Source organism: Kitasatospora atroaurantiaca, from assembly GCF_007828955.1.
Lineage (GTDB): Bacteria > Actinomycetota > Actinomycetes > Streptomycetales > Streptomycetaceae > Kitasatospora > Kitasatospora atroaurantiaca.
In genome coordinates this window covers 6,115,575-6,133,870 of sequence record NZ_VIVR01000001.1, presented here as the reverse complement: position 1 = coordinate 6,133,870, position 18,296 = coordinate 6,115,575, and the positions used below count along the sequence as shown (strand labels likewise).

The window sequence follows — 18,296 nt, the reverse complement described above, 5'->3', positions numbered from 1 at the left end:
GCCGTGTGATCCGTAGACACCGGAACTGGGCGTCACTCGACCTCTCACGGGCGCCGGCGGACGGTCCGGTCGCGTTCTGCGGCGACCTCGGGCCGGAGAACCTGCTCGCGGGGTACCGGGCCGGGGTGTACCCGTTCCCGGCCGCCGAGCCTCCGCTGCGGGACCTCAACGAGGCGCTCTTCGAGGAGCTGGTCGCGGACGGGCAGGTCGCCATCGTCGGCGACGACAACCGCGACCCCTACTCGGTGGCCTGGTGGTCACCGGACCCGAGACCGGTGATCCCCGTGGACGCCGGCCGCCTCGGGCACAGTCTCGCCAAGCACCTGCGCAACCGGCTCTCCTGGTCGACCAGCCTCAACCGGGCCTTCGGCCGCGTCGTCGAGGAGTGCCGGGCCGGCCGTGAACCACGCTGGCTCACGGCCGAGTTGGTCGACAGCCTGAACCGACTGAACGAGCACGGCTGGGCGCTCAGCGCCGAGGTATGGGAGGACGGCGAGCTGATCGGCGGCGTCTTCGGCGTCCGGACCGGCCCGGTCCTGAGCCTGGACTCCATGTTCCACCGGCGCTCCGACGCGGCCAAGGTGGCGATCGCCGATCTTGCCGCCCGCTTCCGCCAGGTCGGCGGCCGGCTGCTGGACGCCCAGTGGGACAGCCCGCAGACGCGTCTCCTCGGTGCCACCCCGGTGCCCCGCGCCCGGTACCTCGCCCTCCTGCAGGCCTCCCCCGACCTGCCGCCCCCCGCCGACCTCACCCTCCCTGCCCGCCGCCTGGCAGCGGCCGGCACAGGCTGACGAGGGGCCACGCGCCGCGGTTCAGCCCGAAGAGGGCGGACTCCTGCAGGGTCCTGGCGTCCTCCTTCCGGATGGCTGAGACGCTGGACCCGGCAGGCCGCCCGGACATGAGGCGTTCTCCCCACGTCCGCCTCGGAACTTCCGCCCGGAAGCGGGTCCGTCAGTAGATCAGATAGGCGGGCCGGTGACCCTCGTCCTCGATCTCACCGGAGGCCTGCGCCCGAAGCTTGCGGGAGAGCTCCTCCAGCGCACGCGAGGCCGCCATCTCCTCCCCGATCCTGGCCAACGGCCGGTCCTCGGCGCTTCGCACCGCCTCCCCGTGAGCGCTCAGACCGGGCGCTCTCGTACCGACCAGCCTGGCGTCGCACGCCGTGTGAATGCCGTCTTCCTCGAAGCTCAGCTCTACATCCCACTGGTTGTGCATCACGTACCTCCTGGCACCGGAGCCGTGGCGTCCGCTCCCCTCAGCGTGCGCCCGGGCCCGGCCCGGCGGCAAGTCTGCCGCCGGGCCGGGCCCGAACCGGCTGCCGGGCTCAGCCCATCTTCACGAGCAGGTTGGGCCGGTGCACCCGCTTGCGGCTGAAGGGCTTGAGAGCGAGGTAGGCGAGGAGTTCGATCAGCCAGAACGCGATCAGCCAGCCGAGGACCACCAGTCCGGGCACGAGCACGAACAGCAGCGAGGGCAGCGCGACCAGCAGCCACACCGCGATCTGCCCGACTCCCGCCCCGGACAGGTGCGAGCCGAGCCGCACGGCGGCCCACATCATCCAGCGCCGGGTGAACGGCACGCCGAGCTCGTACATGGACCGGCGGAACAGGCCGTCGGCGTCCGAGCGTTCGACGCCCGTGCAGCACAGGTAGTCGTGCAGGATGGCCGACTTGGTGTAGAGCCCGTAGCGCGGAAGCAGCCAGACCAGCGGCCGGGGCACCGACGCCAAGTCGGTCTCGAACCCGACCGGCACGGTGAAGGTCTCCTGGTTGCCCTGGTAGGTCAGGGGTTCGGCGAGCTGCCAGCTCTTCACACCGACCTGCCTGACCACGACATCGCCGTCGACGAATGGCATGCCGCTGCCCCCTCTCCCACGACCGGGTGACGACATGACTACTGTACGTGATACCAGGCCTCTGAGCACCTCACTTTCAGCGGAGCACGGTGTCGAGGAAGGGGTTGCCGAAGACCCGGTGCGGGTCGTGGCGGTCGAGCACGGCGACGGCCTCGTCCCAGCCCGGACCGCCGCCCGCGCGGAGGCTGTCGGGGATGACGCGGCCGAGGATGTCCGGGTCCGCCCAGGCGGCCTCGTCCGTGTAGGCCCAGCCCTTGGACCACTCGACGCGCAGGCCGGCCCGGGTGCCGTCGAAGGTCCGCAGCAGGAACTGCTCGAGCTCGCGGCAGAACCGGTGCAGGCCGGGGGTACCGGGGAAGCTCAGGATGTCCAGCCAGACGGCGGTGTCCCACTCGGGCCGGTCCGCGCGGGGACGCAGCGCGGAGAGCAGCGGCGGGCGGGCGCCGGGCACGCCGGAGGCGGCCGGGTCGTCCAGGCCGGTGACCCGGATCTCGACGGCACCGTTCATCGGGAACTCCCCGCGCCCCTGGTACTCCGTCAGCAACTGCTGGTAGTAGGCGGTGAAGCGGCTCACCACCCACTGCAGGTCGGCCCGCCGGGTGAGCACCGCGTATCCGTTGGCGGTCACCCGCAGGGTGGTCGGCCTGACGTACTGCAGGAGGTTGCGGGAGGAGCCCCACAGGTCGGAGCGGAGGCCGTCGGCCAGCAGGTGGGTGAGGGTGTCGCCGGACAGCAGGTCGCGCAGCAGCCCGCCGGAGAGCAGCACGTCGGTGAGGTCGCCGGTGAGGCCCACCTTGGCGACCAGGTACTGGAGTTGGCCGAACACCGGCGCCAGGCCCCAGGAACCGCCGATCAGTTGGCCGGCCAGCAGGGCCACCGGCTCCGGGATGTTGTCGGAGAACGGGTAGTTGTACGGCTCGGTCACCCTGCGCGCGACGAACGGCTTGTCCGGGGTGATCCGCCAGGTCTTCAGCCAGGGGTGGGAGGTGTAGGCGAACCAGATCGCCTCGGCCCGGCCGTCCCGCGCGACGAAGTCGGCGAGTGTCCGGCCGCCCGAGCTGCCGGGCGGGGCGAAGAGTTCGGTGGCCGGGATGTCGAGCCGGCTGACGCAGCGGAGGTTCTGGTCCGCGCCGACGCGGAGCTCCACCTCGGTGAGGAAGGCGCGGCCCAGGTGGACCAGGAAGGCGGCGCTGTCGGCCTCGGAGCGGTCGAAGGTGCGCAGCACGTACCGGCCGGTGGTCCCGTCCGCCACGACGGCGGTGAGCGAGGTGACCTGGTTGCTCAACGAGCCCTGGCCGTGGCCGGGTTGCAGCGTCTCCCCGACCGCAGGGACGGCGGTGCCATGGCCGCCGATGGCGAGCACCCCGCCCACGGTGAGATCCCCGGGCGCGGGGCAGGCGGCGACGCCGAGGCCGTGGCCGGCCAGGAAGGCGAGCAGGGTCTCCATGGAGGCGCCGGTCTGCACCCGTACCGTCGACGCGTCCACCAGGGAGATCCCGGTGAGGTGGCGGGTGGTGTCGACCAGCAGGACGCGGGCCGAGGCGGGTGTGCCGTCGGCGACGGTGAGCGGCGCCCAGCCGTGCCGGTGGCCCTGCGCGCGCAGCCGCCAGCCTGCGGCGCGGGCCCAGTCGGCGAGGCCGGCGACCTCCTGAGGGGTGCTCGGCGCGCAGGTCCAGAGCTGGTCGGTACGGATCTCGCCCGCCCAGTTCTCGTACACCTGCTGGTAGGGCTCGATCCCGCCGGGCAGCCCGGGCGGCGGCGCCCCGACGGCCTGCGCGCTGTCCGGCCCGACCGTGCCGCGCAGCAGCCAGGCCACCCCGCCCAGGGCGGCCGAGGCCGCGATCACCTCACGCCTGGTCAGTCCGTGCCGCTCGTTCGCCATGGCTCCGCCCCCGTTGCCGTCATACCGTCAAGTCCGGGCCCGACGCTATGGACCCGCTCCCGTAGTCGTAACTCGAACACGCCGACGATCACCCGATCGAGTGACGCTCGATCGACGAGGCCCGTCCGGCTCCCTGAGTGATCATCAAGTTACCATCGGGTAGGTTCAGGGGGTCGACCAGGTGAATGAACCCGGTCAACGATCCCTGTGCCCGCACGCCCCGAAGGAACGCTCTTGCTCCGTCACCGGCCCCGTCGCCTCGGCCGTCTCACGCGATCCGCGCTGGCGATCACCGCCGTCCTCGCCGCCGTACCCGCGGCCCCCGCCCTCGCCGCGCCCGCGCCCGGCACACCGGCCACCGCCGGCCGGGGCACGCCCCACCTGGACGCCATCGAGCAGACGCTGCGTCAGGTCTCGCCCGGCCTCGAAGGGTCCGTCTGGCAGCGCACCGACGGCAACAGCCTCGACGCACCCGCCGGCGCTCCGGGCGACTGGCTGCTGCAGACCCCCGGCTGCTGGGGCGACGCGACCTGCACCGACCGGGCAGGGGCCCGCCGACTGCTCGACCGGATGGCCGAGAACGTCTCCCGGGCGACCCGCACCGTCGACATCTCCACCCTCGCGCCCTTCCCGAACGGGGAGTTCGAGGACGCGCTCGTCAAGGGGCTCAAGGCCTCCGCGGCAGCCGGCAGCAGGCTCCAGGTACGCATCCTGGTCGGAGCCGCGCCGCTCTACAACATCAATGTGCTGCCGTCCTCCTACCGCGACGACCTGGTCGCCAGGCTCGGCCCGGCGGCCCGCAACATCACCCTGAACGTCGCGTCGATGACCACCTCCAGGACGGCCTTCTCCTGGAACCACTCGAAGCTCCTGGTGGTCGACGGGAAGAGCGTGATCGCCGGTGGCATCAACGGCTGGAAGGACGACTACCTCGACACCTCGCACCCCGTGTCGGACGTCGACCTCGCACTGAGCGGCCCGGCCGCCGCCTCGGCCGGCCGCTACCTCGACACCCTCTGGGGCTGGACCTGCCGGAACGCAGGGCCGCTCTCGGCCGCCTGGTTCGCCTCCTCCAACGGCGCCGCCTGCCTGCCGACGCTGGAGCGGGACGCGAACCCCGCCCCGGTCGCCGCCACCGGAGACGTACCGGTGATCGCCGTCGGCGGCCTCGGGGTCGGCATCAGGAGCTCCGACCCGGCCTCGGCGTACCGGCCCGTGCTGCCCGCCGCGTCCGAGGCCAAGTGCGGTCCCGTCGGCCTGCACGACAACACCAACGGCGACCGCGACTACGAGACGGTCAACCCCGAGGAGAACGCCCTGCGGTCGCTGATCGCCGGTGCCGAGAGCCACATCGAGATCTCCCAGCAGGACATGAACGGCACCTGCCCGCCGCTCCCCCGCTACGACCTCCGCCTCTACGACCTCCTCGCGGCCAAGCTCGCCGCCGGGGTGAAGGTCCGCATCGTGGTCAGCGACCCGGCCAACCGGGGTGCCGTCGGCAGCGGCGGCTACTCGCAGATCAAGTCGCTCTCGGAGATCAGCGACACGCTCCGGGCCCGGCTCGCCGCGAGCACCGGGGACGCGCAGCAGGCGAAGGCCACCATGTGCCGGAACCTGCAGCTCGCCTCCTTCCGCGCCGCCCCGAGCGCCACCTGGGCGGACGGCCACCCCTACGCGCTGCACCACAAGCTGGTCGCGGTCGACGGTGCGGCGTTCTACATCGGTTCCAAGAACCTGTACCCGGCCTGGCTGCAGGACTTCGGCTACGTGGTGGAGAGCCCGGTAGCGGCCGCCCAGCTCGACGCCGGCCTGCTCGCCCCCGAGTGGCAGTACTCCCAGGCGGCCGCGACGGTCGACTACACCCGCGGCCTCTGCCCGGCCTGACCGATCATGGGCGGGCATCCCAGGGGGCGCGGGGAACTGCGCGAGATCGGAAGGCACCGGCCTGTAGCCTCCCGCATCGCGCCGTTCCCCGCGCCCCTGGACAGTGCAACTTGCTCAGCTGCCCAACGTGCCCGACACCCTGGGAGCAGGCCGGATCGCACGGATCGGGCCCCGGGGTTGCGATACTGCGCAGCGTGCGCATCCTCATCGCGACCGCCGGCTCCCAGGGGGATGTAGCTCCCTACATCGGCCTCGGCCGACGTCTCGCGCAGGCGGGCCACGAGGTGTCGCTGGCGACCCACACGACCTTCGAGACCGCCGCGCGGCATGCCGGGCTGGGCTTCCGCGCGCTTCCCGTGGACCCACGGTCGGAGCTCGCCTCCGACCGTGGCCAGCGCCTGCTGCGCGCGGGTGCCGGGCCGCTGGCCGTGGCCGAACTGCTGCGGATGGGGCGCCGGTTCATGCCGGCGCTGGGCCGGGGCATTCTCGAGGCCGTCCGGCACGGCACCGACCTCCTGCTGCTCGCCGCCACGACCGCGCCGCTGGGGCAGGCGGTCGCTGAGGCTCACGACCTGCCGAGCGCCGGGGTGTTCCTCCAACCGCTGTACCCCACGGGCGAGTTCCTCCCCGTGGTCGCCGGGACGTCCGCGTCGCTGGGGCGGCGGGGCAACCTGCTGGCGGGCCACACCGCCCAGCTCGCCGTCGACCGTCTCTTCGCTCCGGCGGTACGCGACCTGCGCCGACAGCTCGGCCTCCCCGCCCGGACCGCGGCCGGCCTGCGCCGCCGCCATGCCCGGCAGGCCTGGCCCGTCCTGCACGGCTTCTCGCCCTCGGTGGTGCCACGGCCCGCCGACTGGGCGCCGTCCGCCCGGGTGTCCGGCTACTGGTGGCCGCACACCCCGGCCGACTGGCAGCCCCCGGCACAGCTTGCCGACTTTCTCCGGGCGGGCCCGCCGCCGGTCTACGTGGGGTTCGGCAGCCTCGTCGTGGCCGACCCCGGCCGCCTGGGCGAAGTCATCACGGCCGCCCTGCGCACCGCCCGCCTGCGGGCCGTGGTCCAGCGGGGATGGTCCGGCCTGTCCGTCGAGAGCCGGGACGTCCTGGTGGTCGACGAGGTACCCCACGCGTGGCTGTTCCCTCGGATGGCGGCCGTGGTGCACCACGCGGGCGCGGGCACCACGGCCGCCGGGCTCCGTGCGGGCGTACCGGCGGTGCCCGTCCCGGCGCAGCTGGACGCCACGTTCTGGGCCACCCGGCTGACGGCCCTGGGAGTGAGCCCGGGGCCCGTACCGCTGCGCCGGCTGTCCGCCGAGCGGCTGGCCGTAGGGCTGCGGCGGGCCGTGGACGAGCCGGCATATCGGGTACGGGCACGGGAAGTGGCCGACCGGATCGGAGCCGAGGACGGAGCAGCCGACGTCCTCGAGCTCGCGGCACGGATCTCGGCGGGCTGACACCTCGTCATTCACCGGCCGAGGCACCTGCCGGGACGTACCGTAGGCATCCCGACCCTCTGGAGGAAACCGTGGTGACCGCAAGGCTCGTGGTGGCGCGGCAGGCACTGCACGCTGTGGCCGAACTGCTCCTGGCCGGACCGCAGTACCGGGCGAGCGGCACGATCAGGCTCCGGGTACAGCCGGGAGGCTTCGCCACCGTCGCCGAACCGGCCCTGCGGGTCGAGGGGGCCGAACTCGTCGCCGGTGACCGGCGCCTGGCGTTGCAGGGCGCCACCTGCACGTCCCTGGGGGACGCCCTCGGCATCGAGGCCGGGGCGCCCGCCGGGCTGTACGCCGAGGGTTCCGGCGCCGACCCGACGAAGGTGCTCAGCTTCGACCCGGCCGCCGCAGGCCTGCTGCTGGGCCGCTTCGCCGAGGGAGACACCGCCCTGCGGCTCTTCGCCCCCGACCAGCAACCCGTGCTCTGGCCCGAACACTTCGACCTCGGCATCACCGTGGACGAAGTGAACTACGGGGTCTCGCCCGGCGACGCGTACTCGCGGGAGCCGTACGCCTACGTCGGCCCGTGGACCAGGCGCGACGGCGACTTCTGGAACGCCCCGTTCGGCGCGACCCGCCCGATGAGCGAGCTCGCCGGGGCCGATGCGATCGCGGCCTTCTTCGCCATCGGACGGGACCGCGCCCGCATCGACCCGCCGGCCAAGGAGGCGTGAGCTCCGCTCACGAGGTCGCGGGCACCTGCTGGGTGATGCAGTGGACCCCGCCGCCACCCCATGCGAGCGTGGTCGCGGGCGCTCCGACGATCTCCCTCCCGGGGAACAGCCCCTGGATCACGGCGAGGGCGGCGTTGTCGGAGGAGGGGATGTTCGTGGTGGGGACGACGATGCCGGCGGCGGTCGGGTAGAAGTTGGTGTAGCTGAAGGTGATCACCTCGTCGGTGCCCACGGTGAACTTGGGAAGGTACGGCATCTCCGTCAGCTGGAAGGGGCGGCCGAGAGCATCGGTCGAGGCCTGCAGGACGGCCTTGTTGGCGTTCAGCCGGTCGTGGTTGGGGTCGCCCGGGTCGGGCTGGGTGTTGATGAGCAGCCGGGCCGGGCCGACGTAGGCCGCCACCAGGTCGACGTGCCCGTTGGTGATGTCGTCCCCGTACAGGCCGTAGGGGAGGCAGATCATCTTGGTCGCCCCGAAGGCGTCCAGCAGCGCCGCCTCGATCTGGGCCTGCGTCATACCGGGGTTGCGGTTGGGATTGAGCAGACACTCCGTGGTCGCGATGAGCGTGCCCTGTCCGTCCTGGAGGACCGAGCCGCCCTCGAGCACCATGCCGACCGGCAGCCGGGGGACGGCCAGGTAGTCGCAGACGCCGACCGGCAGGAAGTCGTCCTTGTCGTACGGGTACTTGTTGCCCCAGCCGTTGAACCCGAAGTCGAGCCCGAGGAGCTTCTTGCCCGGCTGGTCCAGGCCGAAGATGGCTGCGGTGTCCCTGGTCCAGCAGTCGTTGATGGGGTATTCGACCACGGTGACCGTCGGGCCGACCTGCTGCTGGACGAAGTTGGCCGTGCCGGGCTTGGCGAACATGGTCACGGGTTCGAAGCGGGCGATGCTGCGGGCAATGTTCGCGACCTCGTCCTGGACCAGGTGCAGCTTCTGGCCCCAGCCGTCGCCGGCGTCCCAGGGGAAGGCCATGATGCAGCGCGCGTGCGGGGCCCACTCGCCCGGCACTGTGTACTTCTTGCCGTTGTAGGTGGCAGCGGCTGCGCGGCCCGCTCCGGCGCCGACCACGGTGGCCGTGGTGGCCGTGGTGGCCGTGGTGGCCGCAGCGGCGACGGCGGCGGAGGCGGTCAGGAAGCGCCGTCTGCTGACGGGCCGGCCGGCGATGGGGGAAACAGTCATCGGAGACTCCTCGGAAACCGAAACTAACTTTGTTAGTTCGGCGACCGTAGTGGCCGTCGGGCCCGCTGTGAAGCCCCTGCGCCTCGGTAACCTTCCAGAGCCCCCGATCAGCCTGCGGTCACCCCCGCCCACCGCTTCTCGTTGACGCACCGCAGCACGGGCGGCGACACCAGCGCCGACAGGTCGAGCTCCCGCCCCGTCGCCACGTGGAAGGTGGCGCTCTCCCCCGGCAGCAGGGTGACCAGCATGTCGTCCACCGAGGCGGCCGGGTCGAGCCTGTCGGGGAAGAGCGCCAGGTCGCGCAGCACCGTACGGGCGGTCACGGTCACCCGGTAGCCGCCGTCGGCCGGGTCGGCATGTGCCTCGTAACGCGCCGGGGGGAAGTCCACCGCGACGTCCTCGGCGAAGAAGGCGACGGTGCGCAGCCCGTCGAGGGAGACCACGAGCAGCTCGGCGGACGGCTCGGACGGCACGGCCACCGTGGCGGGCACCGGCACCCGGAGCACACTGCGGGCGGCGACGGCGACCTCGACGGCTTCCTTGGCCAGCGGCTCACCGTCGAGGCGGTGCCGGACGACCGACAGCTCGCCGGACCAGGGCCGGTCGCTGTCGTTGACCACCGCGACCACGCCGTCCCGCACGGTGAGGAGCCGGTCGGCGTACACCCGCCGCAGGGCATACCAGAGCGGCTTGCGGCGGCCGTCACCGTCGATCGCGGCCCAGGAGGTCACCGGCCAGCAGTCGTTGAGCTGCCAGACGACGGTGCCACGGCAGTACGGGGCCAGGGCCCGAAAGTGCTCGATGCCGAAGGCGACGGCGCGGGCCTGGTTGAGCTGGGTGAGGTAGTGCCAGTCCTCGTAGCCCTCGGGCTGCGGCAGATGACCGCGGAGGCCGCGGAGCAGCTTGCCGGCGCCGCCTTCGGCCTTCTGATGGTGCATCACCAGCGGTGCATCAAGGGTGAGTTCGCCACTCACCGCGCGGCGCAGGGTGGCGTGCGCGGGCGGCCCCTGGAAGCCGAACTCGGCGACGAAGCGGGGCGTGTAGGCGGCGTAGCGGGTGTAGTCCTCGCGGTTCCACACGTCCCAGATGTGGATGGTGCCGTGCGCCGGGTCGTTCGGCGGCAGGGCCGGACTGCCCGAGTAGGGGCTGCCGGGCCAGTACGGGCGCGTCGGGTCGAGCTCGGCCACCAGGCGGGGCAGCAGGTCGTAGTAGTACCCGGCACCCCAGCTCCGGCCGGCGAGCTCGGCCTGCCAGCCCCAGTCGGCGTGGGCCTCGATGTTCTCGTTGTTTCCGCACCACAGGACCAGGGCCGGATGGCGGGCGAGCCGGGCGATGTTCTCGCGGGCCTCGGCCTCGACCTCGGAGCGGAACGGCTCCTCCTCCGGGTAGGCGGCGCAGGCGAAGGGGAAGTCCTGCCAGACCATCAGGCCCGCCGAGTCGGCGAGGTCGTAGAAGTCCTCGCTCTCGTACAGGCCGCCGCCCCACACCCGCAGGAGGTTGACGTTCGCCGCCGCGGCCTGCTGGAGCCGTTCGGCCAGCCGCGAGCGCGTGACACGGGCCGGGAAGCAGTCGTCGGGGATCCAGTTGGCGCCGCGGACCTGCACCGGTGTGCCGTTGACGGCCAGGGTGAAGGTCTCCCGGTCGAGGGTGACGCTGCGGAACCCCACCGTCCTGGACCAGGTCTCGCCGCCGAGTCCGACGTTCAGCTCGTACCGGGCCTGGGCGCCCAGGCCGCGCGGCCACCACAGGGCGGGGGCGGGCACCCGCAGCACGAGCCGGGCAGTCCGCTCGCCGGGTGCCGGCCGCGCCACGGCGCGGACTCCGGCGATCTCCGCGGTCACCGTGCGCGGACGCTCGTCGGTGCGGTCGATCCGCACCTCGACCTCGACCCGCCCGTCGTGGTTCTCGTCCACGGTGAGCACGGGCCGGACCTCGGCGAGGCGGGCACCGCTCCAGCTCTCCAGGCCGATGGGCCGCCAGATCCCGGCGGTGACCAGGGTCGGCCCCCAGTCCCAGCCGAAGTTGCAGGCCATCTTGCGGATGAACTGGTACGGCTCGGTGTAGGCGCCCGGCCGGTCGCCCAGGGCGGCCCGCTGCGCCTCGGCGTAGGCGTACGCGGAGGCGAAGCGGATGTGGAGGGTGTTCTCGCCCGCCCGGAGCAGGTGCCGTACCGGGAAGCGGTACGAGCGGTGCTGGTTGGCAGTGCTGCCGATACGCACGCCGTTGAGGGTGAGCGTGGCAACGGTGTCCAGACCCTCGCAGACCAGGTCGGTGCGCTCGTGCGCGTCGCCGCTCCAGGTGAACGCCGTCCGGTACTCCCACGCCGTGCGGCCGATCCACGACAGCCGGCTCTCGTTGTCGTCGAGGTAGGGGTCGTCGATGAGCCCGGCGGCCAGCAGGTCGGTGTGCACACACCCCGGCACGGTGGCGGGCACCCCGGCGATCCGGGTGTCGTGGGAGACGGCGGTCAGGGTCCAACCCTCGTGCAGGGCACGGAAGGTGCTCAAGTGGGTTCTCCTCGGTAGGGGCCTGGCCTCAGCCTTTGACCGCTCCCTCTTCCACACCCTTGAAGAAGAAGCGCTGAAGCACGCCGAACACGATCACGATGGGCAGGAAGGCGATCATCGTGCCGGCCGCGATCAGGCGCGGGTTGGCGCTGAACGTGCCGTTCAGGTACTGCAGGCCGACGGTGAGCGTGTACTTGTCCGGGTCCGTGAGCACGATCAGCGGCCACAGGAAGTCGTCCCAGGCACCGATGAACGCGAAGATGACGACGACGCTGAGCATCCCGCGGACGTTCGGCAGGCCGATGTGGACCAGCCGCTGCCAGACGGTGGCTCCGTCGACGATGGCGGCCGCGTCCAGGTCGGGCGGGACGGCCAGGAAGGCGGTACGCATCAGCAGCACGTTGAGCATGCCGATGGCTCCGGGCAGCGCCACACCCACGAGTGTGTCGGCGAGACCGAGGCTGCGGACCGTCACGTACTGGGACACGATGGTGACCTCACCCGGGAGGACCAGCGTGGCGAGGAAGAGCCCGAGGGCGATCCTCGCGCCACGGAAGCGCAGCCGGGCCAGCGCGAAGCCTGCGGCGGTGGCCCCGAGGGTGTTGCCCAGGACGGTGATCGCCGCCACGACCAGGGAGTTGGCCGCGTAGTCCCACACCGGGACGGTCCGGGCGACCTTGGCGTAGTTGTCCAGCGTGGGGCCGGCCGGCAGCAGGCTCGGGTGCTGGGTGTAGATGTCCTCGGCCGGCCCCTTGAGCGAGGTGGACAGCTGCCAGAGGAAGGGCCCGATGGTCAGCAGCAGCACCACGGCCAGCAGCAGGTAGCGGAGCGCCTTCTCGGCCGGCGGGGTGGTGCTGAAGCCGCGAGCGCGTCGGGCCATCGTCAGGCCGCCTTCCGGTTGAGCCGCAGCAGCAGGAGCATCGGGCCGATCGTCACGGCGAACAGCAGCAGGCTGAGCGCGGACGCGTAGCCGAGATGGCCGGTGAAGCCGCGGCTGTACATCTGGATGAGCATCACCACCGACATGTCGCGGCCGCCGGGACCGCCCGTGCCGTCGGAGAGGATGTACAGCTCGGAGAAGACCCGCAGGGCCGAGACCGAGATGAGCACGGAGACCAGCAGCATGGTGCTGCGCACGCCGGGCAGGGTCACGTGGTAGAACCGGCGCACCGCTCCGGCGCCGTCGACGGCTGCGGCCTCGTGGAGTTCGCGGCCGACGTTCCCGAGGGCGGACAGGTAGATCACCATGTAGTACCCGAGGCCCTTCCACACGGTCAGGCCGATGGCACTGAACAGCAGCAGCCAGCGGTCGGTGAGGAAGGGCAACGGACCGCCTGCCAGGCCTAGTTGCTGGGTGACGCCGTTGACCAGACCGCGGTCGTCGAGCACCCAGCCCCAGATCAGCGCGACCACGACCGCTGAGGCGATGACCGGGGTGTAGAAGGCGGTGCGGAAGAAGGTGATGCCGGGCAGCTTCTTCTCCACCAGCACCGCCATCAGCAGCGGCAGCAGAGTCAGCAACGGCAGGCAGACCAGCATGTAGACGATGCTGTTGAGCAGGGCATCGACCAACTGGTCGTCGGTCAGCGCCCGGTGGAAGTTGTCGAGGCCGACGAAGTGCCCGCCGCCCAGCGGCTTGGCGTTGGTGAAGGACAGGATCACCGTGTTGACGGACGGCCAGATGTTGAAGACCGCCAGCCAGACCAGCGCGGGCGCCACCAGCAGCCACGGGGTGAACCAGCGTCGGTGGGTCATCGGGGTTTGCCTCCCTGGTGGTGCGGGGGCCGCTCCCGGAGGGGCCCCCGCACGCCGGCGCGACGTCAGTTCTGCAGCAGCTGGTTGCACTTGGCGACGGCGTCGTCCAAGGCCTTCCGCGAGGTGGTGCCGCCGCTGACGGCGAGGGCGATCTGCTGGTTGACGATGTCGCTCATGGCGCCGTCGACCTGCACCGGCTGGAGCATGGCCGCCTTGGCCAGCGAGGTGAAGGCGATGACCTTGGCGTCACCCGCGTTGGTCCCGTCGCTCCGGCTGAAGAACGGATCGCCCGCCGAGGCCTTCGTGCTGGGGAAGATACTGGTGAGGTGCGCGAAGGCGGCCTGGTTCTCGGCGTTGGTGACCCAGCGGGCGAGGGCGATCGCGGCGGGCAGGTTCTTGCTCCTCTGCGAGACCGACAGGCCCTGCACGTACAGCGGTGGCGTGCCCATCGCGGGCGAGGGTACGACCTTCGGCGCCAGCGAGGGGTTGTCGGTGGCGAGGCCGGTGATGTAGTTGCCGCCGCCGGTGGTCCATGCGACGGCTCCGGCGTTGAACAGCTTGGCGTTGCCCGCGTACTTGTCGGTCAGCACGTCCTGCGGCAGCAGGCCCTGCTTGTACGCGTCCCGGTACTTGTCGAGCAGGGCGGCGGCCTCCGGGGTGTTGAAGGTGAAGCTCCTGCCGTCCTCCGACATGATCCTCACCCCGGCGTTGGCCAGGTCGCCGAGGCCGGGCTTACGGCTCATCAGGTACGCCTTGCCGCCGGACTTCTCCTTCACCGTCCTGGCCTGGGCGATCAGTTCGTCCAGGGAGGTCGGCAGCTTCTTGGGGTCGAGACCGTACTTGGTGAGGAGCTCGGAGTTCCAGTAGTTGACGTCGGTGTTGAGGTACCACGGGTAGCCGTACGCGCCGGTGCGGCCGGCGAAGCGGTAGGCGTCGACGCCGCCGGCCACGTAGTCCTCGGCCAGCTTGGGGTCGGCCTTCGCCACGTCGAGCAGTAAGCCCTGCTTGACCAGCGGGAGCGCGAAGTCCGGCGGCAGGTTGGTCACGTCCGGGAGGCCGCCGCCCGCGGCCTGGCTGAGCACCTTGTCGGAGTAGCCGTCGCCGGGCTGGTCGAGCCAGTCGACCTGGACGCCCGGGTACTTCTTCTCGAACGCGTCGATGACGCTCTGCAGGTAGTCGGTGAACTTGGGTTTCAGGGCCCAGGTCTGCAGGGAGACCTTGCCCTTCACCTCGCCGGTGACCTGGCCGCCGGCGTCCTCGGACGCGCCCGTGCTGCCGAGGCCGCACCCCGCGAGCGTCATCGCCGCGATCACGGCCACGGCCGGCTGTGCCCAGTGTCTGCGCATGATTCTCCCGCTGTGCTGAGTGATTCGGATGTGCAGGCCGACCGCCTGGACCGTCCCGCTTCCGACTGAGGGATCGGGGGAACTAAACCGCTCTAGCGATTCGGGACTATCCTCTTCGCTAGACTGCGCCGTCAAGAGGTGGGAGCCACATCCATGGGCAGACCGACGATCGCCGACATCGCCCGGCGGGCCGGAGTCTCCAAGGGCGCCGTGTCCTTCGCGCTCAACGGCCGCCCGGGCGTCAGCGAGGAGACCCGGGCCCGGATTCTGCGGATCGCGGAGGAGATGAGCTGGCGGCCGCACAGCGCCGCCCGGGCCCTCGGCGGCGCCCGGGCGGGGGCGGTCGGGCTGGTGATCGCCCGGCCGGCCCGCACCATCGGGGTGGAACCGTTCTTCGCCCAGCTGCTGTCCGGGCTCCAGGCCGGCCTGTCGGCCCGGGCGGTGGCCCTGCAGCTGCTGGTGGTCGAGGACACCGCGGCCGAGATCGAGGTGTACCGGCGGTGGGCGTCGGAGCACCGGGTGGACGGCTTCATCCTGGTCGACCTGCAGGTCCAGGACCCGCGCATCGAGGTCCTGGAGGAGCTCGGCGTACCGTCCGTCGTGCTGGGCGGCCCCGGCCGGCACGGCAGTCTGCCCAGCGTCTGGGCCGACGACCGGGAGGCGATGCTGTCGATCATCGACTACCTCGCCGCACTCGGCCACACCCGGATCGCCCACCTGGCCGGGCTCCCGGCCTTCCAGCACACCCAGCGGCGCATCCGAGCGCTGCGCGACTCCGCACGGCGCCTCGGCCTGGCCGAGGCCGTCTCGGTGCCCACGGACTTCAGCGACGCGGAGGGCGCCGCCGCGACCCGTAGGCTGCTGTCACGACCCCAGCGGCCGACCGCGATCGTCTACGACAGCGACGTGATGGCCGTGGCCGGTCTCGGCGTGGCCGCCGAGATGGGTGTGGCGGTGCCCGGCGAGCTGTCGATCGTGTCCTTCGACGACTCGGTGCTCGCCAGGATCGTCCACCCCGCACTGACCGCCCTCTCCCGGGACACCTTCACCCTCGGCGAGCAGGTCGCCGCCGTCCTGCTGACCGCCGTCGCCGACCCCGGCGAGGTACGCGACCTGCAGACTCCCACCCCGCGGCTGACCGTCCGCGAGAGCACCGCACCGCCCGCCCTTGGCAGAGCCCCTAAATCGGTTTAGGCTGCGACCCGGTTCCACAGCACCAGTCGAGACTCACTCCTGCGCTGGATTGGACACCCGGATGAGACCACGACCCGCCTTACTGCTCTGCGCGGCCCTGATGACCACCGCGCTCGGCTCCGTGCCCGCAACTGCCGCTCCACCTGAGGCTCTGAGTTCCACCGGCAGTCAGCCGTACGCCTCCTACTGGTACCCCGACACCATCCTGACCTGGGACCCGGCCACCGATCCGGACGCCAGGTTCAACCGCTCCCGCGTCCCCCTGCAGCCCCGCAGCTCGGACCCCGCTCTGAAGGCCAACGCCAACTCCCGTACCGGGGAAGGGAAGATCGCCTCCCTGGTGTCCTTCGGGCCGACCTCCAACAACCCGTCGCAGGGCTCCCAGGACCCCAACTACTACGCCTTCGGCTACTGGCAGTACGTGGACAAGCTCGTCTTCTGGGGCGGCTCGGCCGGCGAGGGGCTGATCCTGGCGCCCAACTCCACGGTGATCGACGCCGCCCACCGCAACGGCGTCAAGGTGTACGGCACCGTCTTCCTCCCGCCCACCGCGTACGGCGGCCAACTCCAGTGGGTCCGCGACTTCGTGCAGAAGTCCGGCAGCCGCTACCCAGTCGCCGACAAGATGGCGCAGGCCGCGCAGTACTACGGCTTCGACGGCTGGTTCATCAACCAGGAGACCGACGGCGGCGACGCCGCGCTGGCGACCGAGCTGCGCAACCTGATGCAGTACACGCGGACCCAGAGCGCGACCGAGTTCATGTGGTACGACGCCATGACCGAGTCCGGCTCGGTCAACTGGCAGAACGCGCTGACCTCGGCCAACGACGCCTTCCTGCAGGACGGCGGCAACCGGGTGGCCGACTCGATGTTCCTCAACTTCGGCTGGTCGGCCTCCGGCCTCAACTCCTCGCGCGACCGGGCGAGATCGCTGGGCCGCAGCGAGTACGAGCTCTACTCCGGCATCGACACCGAGGCCAACGGGTACAACACCGGCGTGTCCTGGGACGCACTCTTCCCGCCCAACCAGCCGCACGTCACCTCACTGGGCCTCTACCGTCCGGAGTGGACCTGGAAGTCCTCCACCGACCGCGCCGACTTCTACGCCAAGGACTCGCGCTACTGGGTGGGCGCCAACGGCGACCCCTCCGACACCGCGACCACGTCCTCCTGGAAGGGCCTGGCGACCTACGTCGCCGAGTCCACACCGATCACCGCCAAGCCGTTCGTGACCTCCTTCAACACCGGCCACGGCGACTTCTACAACTCCGGCGGCGCTCGCGCCGCCACCGGCGGCTGGAACAACCTCTCCCTGCAGGACGTCCCGCCCACCTACCGCTGGCTGGTCTCCTCCACCGGCACCAGGCTGACCCCGTCGATCGACTTCACCGACGCGTACGAGGGCGGCTCCTCGCTGCGGCTCTCCGGCCGGCTCGATGCCGCCAACACCGTCCGGCTGTACCAGACCCGGCTGCCGGTGGCCGCCGACAGCAAGCTCTCCGTGGTCGTGAAGACCCCGACCGCGGGCGCGACCAACCTCAAGGCGGCGGTCTCGTTCACCGACGCGCCGACCGCCTTCACCACGCTCGACCTCGGCTCCACGAGCGGCGGCGGCTGGGAGCGGAAGACTCTGGACCTCTCCGCGTACGCCGGCCGGGCCGTCGCCCAGATCGGGCTGCAGGCCTCCGCGCCGACGACGGTCGCCTCCTACGACGTGAAGATCGGTCAGATCTCCCTCTACGACGGCGCGGTGGACGCTTCGGCCGCTCCCACCGCCCTGACCGTGCTCGGCGCCACCGACGTCTCGGCCACCCGTAAGTCGCTGCGCCTGGCGTGGACCGCCTCGGCCGGCGGTGCCCCCGTGGACCACTACGAGCTGTACCGCCGCAACCCCGACGGGACCAGGACCTTCCTCGGCGCCACCCCCGACGACGCGTACTTCGTGCCCCAGCTCGACCGGGCCGGCAGCGAGAGCGCCACCACCGTCGAGGTCGAGGCCGTCTCCACCGAGTACGGCCGCTCGACGGCGGCGACCACCTCGGTGAGCTGGACCGGCACTCCGGCGGAGAGCAACCTCGCCCTGAACCGCCCCGCCACCGCCTCCGGCCGGTGCAACGCCAACGAAGGCCCGGCCAAGGCCGTCAACGGCAGTGTCTCCGGCGGCAACAGTGACAAATGGTGCACACTGACCAGTAGTAAGTGGTTGGAGGTCGATCTCGGCGCAGCGCATCCGCTCTCCCACTTCACGGTGAAGCACGCCGCCGCCGGGGGCGAGAGCTCCTCCTGGAACACCCGCGACTTCACCATCCAGGTCCGCTCGTCCAGCGCCGACGCCTGGACCACCGTCGCCACCGTCACGGGCAACACCGCGGCGACCACCACCCACCCGGTGAACACCACCGCCCGGTACGTGCGGCTGGTGATCACCAGACCCACGCAGACCACCGACCCAGCCGCCCGGATCTACGAGTTCGAGGCCTGGGGCGCCTAGCACGCCCCCTCCTCCCTCCCTTCCGACAGAGAGGACCC

14 protein-coding genes are annotated in these 18,296 nt (G+C 71.6%); 6 read left to right on the top strand and 8 right to left on the bottom strand.

What is annotated here, in order from left to right; all coding sequences use genetic code 11:
* Nucleotides 1-5: 5 nt before the first annotated feature.
* Entirely contained in the window at nucleotides 6-791 is a 786-nt protein-coding gene (locus tag FB465_RS27600; RefSeq protein WP_145794805.1) for a leucyl/phenylalanyl-tRNA--protein transferase, read from the top strand.
* Between the two features lie 160 nt (nucleotides 792-951).
* Here FB465_RS27600 and FB465_RS27595 read toward each other — a convergent pair whose 3' ends face one another.
* The 3 genes from FB465_RS27595 to FB465_RS27585 form a co-directional block, all read right to left on the bottom strand.
* Nucleotides 952-1,215, bottom strand: a complete 264-nt coding sequence (locus FB465_RS27595; protein ID WP_145794803.1) for a dsRBD fold-containing protein — start codon at nucleotides 1,213-1,215, stop codon at nucleotides 952-954.
* A gap of 109 nt (nucleotides 1,216-1,324) precedes the next feature.
* Entirely contained in the window at nucleotides 1,325-1,855 is a 531-nt protein-coding gene (locus tag FB465_RS27590; protein WP_145794801.1) for a DUF1353 domain-containing protein, read from the bottom strand.
* A gap of 76 nt (nucleotides 1,856-1,931) precedes the next feature.
* Nucleotides 1,932-3,737, bottom strand: a complete 1,806-nt coding sequence (locus tag FB465_RS27585) for a cholesterol oxidase substrate-binding domain-containing protein (RefSeq protein ID WP_145794799.1) — start codon at nucleotides 3,735-3,737, stop codon at nucleotides 1,932-1,934.
* 234 nt (nucleotides 3,738-3,971) lie between these two features.
* Here FB465_RS27585 and FB465_RS27580 point away from each other — a divergent pair, with 234 nt between their 5' ends.
* From FB465_RS27580 to FB465_RS27570, 3 genes are all read left to right on the top strand, one after another.
* Nucleotides 3,972-5,621: a phospholipase D-like domain-containing protein gene (locus FB465_RS27580; protein WP_145794797.1), complete on the top strand. Its 1,650-nt coding sequence runs from the start codon at nucleotides 3,972-3,974 to the stop codon at nucleotides 5,619-5,621.
* A gap of 194 nt (nucleotides 5,622-5,815) precedes the next feature.
* Complete coding sequence (locus FB465_RS27575; RefSeq protein ID WP_145794795.1) at nucleotides 5,816-7,072, top strand: glycosyltransferase; 1,257 nt, start codon at nucleotides 5,816-5,818, stop codon at nucleotides 7,070-7,072.
* Between the two features lie 74 nt (nucleotides 7,073-7,146).
* Nucleotides 7,147-7,788 (top strand): hypothetical protein, encoded by a 642-nt coding sequence (locus tag FB465_RS27570; RefSeq protein WP_211785868.1) that lies wholly within the window; start codon nucleotides 7,147-7,149, stop codon nucleotides 7,786-7,788.
* Nucleotides 7,789-7,795: 7 nt separating this feature from the next.
* Here FB465_RS27570 and FB465_RS27565 read toward each other — a convergent pair whose 3' ends face one another.
* The 5 genes from FB465_RS27565 to FB465_RS27545 form a co-directional block, all read right to left on the bottom strand.
* The gene (locus FB465_RS27565) at nucleotides 7,796-8,965 is read right to left on the bottom strand and encodes an agmatine deiminase family protein (protein WP_145794793.1); all 1,170 of its coding nucleotides are present in this window, start codon (nucleotides 8,963-8,965) and stop codon (nucleotides 7,796-7,798) included.
* Between the two features lie 107 nt (nucleotides 8,966-9,072).
* On the bottom strand, nucleotides 9,073-11,472 hold the full coding sequence (locus tag FB465_RS27560) for a glycoside hydrolase family 2 protein (protein WP_145794791.1): 2,400 nt from the start codon (nucleotides 11,470-11,472) through the stop codon (nucleotides 9,073-9,075).
* A gap of 28 nt (nucleotides 11,473-11,500) precedes the next feature.
* Nucleotides 11,501-12,352 carry a carbohydrate ABC transporter permease gene (locus FB465_RS27555; RefSeq protein ID WP_145794789.1) on the bottom strand — a complete coding sequence of 284 codons (852 nt, stop codon included), beginning with the start codon at nucleotides 12,350-12,352 and terminating at the stop codon, nucleotides 11,501-11,503.
* Between the two features lie 2 nt (nucleotides 12,353-12,354).
* Nucleotides 12,355-13,227 (bottom strand): carbohydrate ABC transporter permease, encoded by an 873-nt coding sequence (locus FB465_RS27550; RefSeq protein ID WP_145794787.1) that lies wholly within the window; start codon nucleotides 13,225-13,227, stop codon nucleotides 12,355-12,357.
* Between the two features lie 65 nt (nucleotides 13,228-13,292).
* Nucleotides 13,293-14,573 carry an ABC transporter substrate-binding protein gene (locus FB465_RS27545; RefSeq protein WP_145794785.1) on the bottom strand — a complete coding sequence of 427 codons (1,281 nt, stop codon included), beginning with the start codon at nucleotides 14,571-14,573 and terminating at the stop codon, nucleotides 13,293-13,295.
* Nucleotides 14,574-14,726: 153 nt separating this feature from the next.
* On the opposite strand from FB465_RS27545, the gene FB465_RS27540 reads away from it, so the two are divergent.
* Both FB465_RS27540 and FB465_RS27535 read left to right on the top strand, forming a co-directional pair.
* Nucleotides 14,727-15,767 (top strand): LacI family DNA-binding transcriptional regulator, encoded by a 1,041-nt coding sequence (locus FB465_RS27540; protein WP_145794783.1) that lies wholly within the window; start codon nucleotides 14,727-14,729, stop codon nucleotides 15,765-15,767.
* A 61-nt stretch (nucleotides 15,768-15,828) separates the two neighbouring features.
* Entirely contained in the window at nucleotides 15,829-18,258 is a 2,430-nt protein-coding gene (locus FB465_RS27535) for an endo-beta-N-acetylglucosaminidase (RefSeq protein WP_145794781.1), read from the top strand.
* Nucleotides 18,259-18,296 lie beyond the last annotated feature (38 nt).

What these genes read in the sequence shown, in the direction of transcription:
- FB465_RS27595 (WP_145794803.1), bottom strand. Translation starts at nt 1,215, where the DNA reads ATGCACAACCAGTGGGATGTAGAGCTGAGCTTCGAGGAAGACGGCATT.
- FB465_RS27590 (WP_145794801.1), bottom strand. Translation starts at nt 1,855, where the DNA reads ATGCCATTCGTCGACGGCGATGTCGTGGTCAGGCAGGTCGGTGTGAAG.
- FB465_RS27585 (WP_145794799.1), bottom strand. Translation starts at nt 3,737, where the DNA reads ATGGCGAACGAGCGGCACGGACTGACCAGGCGTGAGGTGATCGCGGCC.
- FB465_RS27565 (WP_145794793.1), bottom strand. Translation starts at nt 8,965, where the DNA reads ATGACTGTTTCCCCCATCGCCGGCCGGCCCGTCAGCAGACGGCGCTTC.
- FB465_RS27555 (WP_145794789.1), bottom strand. Translation starts at nt 12,352, where the DNA reads ATGGCCCGACGCGCTCGCGGCTTCAGCACCACCCCGCCGGCCGAGAAG.
- FB465_RS27550 (WP_145794787.1), bottom strand. Translation starts at nt 13,227, where the DNA reads ATGACCCACCGACGCTGGTTCACCCCGTGGCTGCTGGTGGCGCCCGCG.
- FB465_RS27545 (WP_145794785.1), bottom strand. Translation starts at nt 14,573, where the DNA reads ATGCGCAGACACTGGGCACAGCCGGCCGTGGCCGTGATCGCGGCGATG.
- FB465_RS27540 (WP_145794783.1), top strand. Translation starts at nt 14,727, where the DNA reads ATGGGCAGACCGACGATCGCCGACATCGCCCGGCGGGCCGGAGTCTCC.
- FB465_RS27535 (WP_145794781.1), top strand. Translation starts at nt 15,829, where the DNA reads ATGAGACCACGACCCGCCTTACTGCTCTGCGCGGCCCTGATGACCACC.